At 20.0% G+C, this 2,121-nt stretch carries 3 protein-coding genes; 1 reads left to right on the top strand and 2 read right to left on the bottom strand.

Going from position 1 to position 2,121, the window contains the following annotated elements; all coding sequences use genetic code 11:
- The first annotated feature begins 158 nt into the window (after nt 1–158).
- Nucleotides 159–713, top strand: a complete 555-nt coding sequence (locus BGI41_RS07820) for an MrcB family domain-containing protein (protein ID WP_088540138.1) — start codon at nt 159–161, stop codon at nt 711–713.
- A 241-nt stretch (nt 714–954) separates the two neighbouring features.
- On the opposite strand, the gene BGI41_RS07815 is transcribed toward BGI41_RS07820, so the two are convergent.
- Nucleotides 955–1,413: a hypothetical protein gene (locus BGI41_RS07815; protein ID WP_088540137.1), complete on the bottom strand. Its 459-nt coding sequence runs from the start codon at nt 1,411–1,413 to the stop codon at nt 955–957.
- A 176-nt stretch (nt 1,414–1,589) separates the two neighbouring features.
- Complete coding sequence (locus BGI41_RS08465) at nt 1,590–1,745, bottom strand: hypothetical protein (protein WP_198945433.1); 156 nt, start codon at nt 1,743–1,745, stop codon at nt 1,590–1,592.
- Nucleotides 1,746–2,121 lie beyond the last annotated feature (376 nt).

Below are 2,121 nucleotides of genomic sequence, written 5' to 3'. Positions count from 1 at the left end.
GACTTAATTCTAAATTTTATCTAATCCTAAAACCTTTAAAATTTTATTTTATTAAATTTTTTCTATTTAAGATTTTAATATTTAGCTATTAAATTAAGATATTAATTTTTAAATAAGATTATCTTCATAATATTTTTAAAGAAAATTAGAGGAATAAAATGTTTAATGTAGTATCTGATATAAAAGAAATCTTTGAAATTTATCCAGAAGTTTTTAATTATAAGTTTCCAAATCATCCATTAGTAGATAAGATGGATAATGATTATATTCATGACTTTTTTAATGTTTTAAAAGAAATTGGTGAAAATCCTGATGATTATCAATTTAAATTTGCATATGGATTTGATTCATGGGATAAAACACCATGTGTAGGTTTTGTCAATGAAAATCTTACAGGTTCTTTTGTTGATGGTTTACTTTTTGGATTTCTTTTTAGTCTTGAGGATAATCAGGTTTTTGGAAAATTAGCAGTATGTTATAATCAATTTGATACTGATGATGAAAAAATAAAATATGCTAATATTTATAGATCAAATTTAGATAATATTCCAGAAGATTTTAATATACCTTCTAAATTTTATCAAGCAGGTGATATTATATATAAAACATATAATATTGATGATTTAGATGAAAATGAGTTTATATCTGATTTTAATTACATTATATCTGCTTATAATAAATTAATGCCTGTTTATAAAGAGTTATTTGATTAGTTTCATATATAAAGTGCTTAATATAGTTAAAATTAGTTATTTGATTAGTTTCATATATAAAGTGCTTAGTATAGTTAAAATTAGTTATTTTAGTTTCATATAGTGTTTATTATAAGTTTAAAAATAGTATTTTAATTTTAATAAAGAGTATTTAATTATAAGTAAAAGTAGTATTTTTCATATAAAGTGTTTATAGGTATAAAAGTAGTATTTTAATTTAATATGAGTAAAAATAATAAATTTAAAATTTTTCAATTTTATATTTAATATTATCTTTATTAAGTGATACTCCTTTTGCTGTTTTTTCAATTATAATACCACTTAAACTATCACAAGAACATAGTATATCTTGTTCTGGATGTGTACCTGGAATAATATTACAATCAAATCTTACAGTATCACCTACTGATAGAACCATTTGTAATCTATTTGATGTATTATTTTCTTTTGGTAAAATTAGTATTGGTGATTGCATATCACGTGTAAGGTATGTAAGTGCTCTTATACCTTTTTCATATTTTTCTCCTTTTCCAAAGGCAGATACTGCTATAATATCATCATCTTCAGGATATAATACTATTTCTTCATTATCTGATGTTTCAATAAATAGCATATCACAGTTTGCCATTTTACTTATTCCAACAATACCCGTTTCTCCTTCTAAAAATAGTATCTCATCATCTTTTAAATCTATATTCAATTTAAAACTTCCTTTTATTTAGTTTTATAAAAACAGTATTTTTTAACTTCTTTTATTTAGTCTGTAAAAATAGTATTTTTTAAAGTCTATATTCCAATTTAAACTCCTTGTAAAAATAGTATTTTTTTAAAGTTTTAAAAATAGTCTATTAAAATGTAAAAAGTAGTTTAGAGTATTTACTCTAAACATTTGGTGTCTTCACTTTTACAGTTAGGACAAATAACTTTTTTACCTATTCCTTTAAAGGTGTTTCCACATTTTTTACATTTATATTTTTTAGTTTTTAACTTTTTCAAGTTAACATCAGCCATTGGGCCTCCAGTAGAACACATATATTTCACCTTCTTAAAATTTAAAGATAAAACTTTATTGTTAATATAATTATATTAACTATGTTTTAGGTTATCTATAAAATATTATATATTTTACATTTATATTTATAATTTTTTAAAATAATTTTATGTTAAAATAAGTTTTAGTGTATGTTTTTTATGTATTTTGGATTTTTTTATTTTAAATTAGATTTTTTTATGTATTTTCAATCTTTATTTTAGATTTACTTTTATCTAAGTTTATTAGCTATTTATTAGGTTAAAATAGTATAATTTTAAAAGTAGTTAATGTTTTTAATTATTAGTTTAATTTATAAAATTTGTTTAGATTTTTTATTTATAAAAATTCTTAAAGTTTATTAGTTTAGTATATAAA

Source organism: Methanobrevibacter sp. 87.7 (genome assembly GCF_002208625.1).
In the GTDB taxonomy this organism is placed as follows: Archaea; Methanobacteriota; Methanobacteria; order Methanobacteriales; family Methanobacteriaceae; genus Methanarmilla.
The sequence above is the reverse complement of the archived record's forward strand: the minus strand, read 5'-3'. Positions and strand labels throughout refer to the sequence as shown.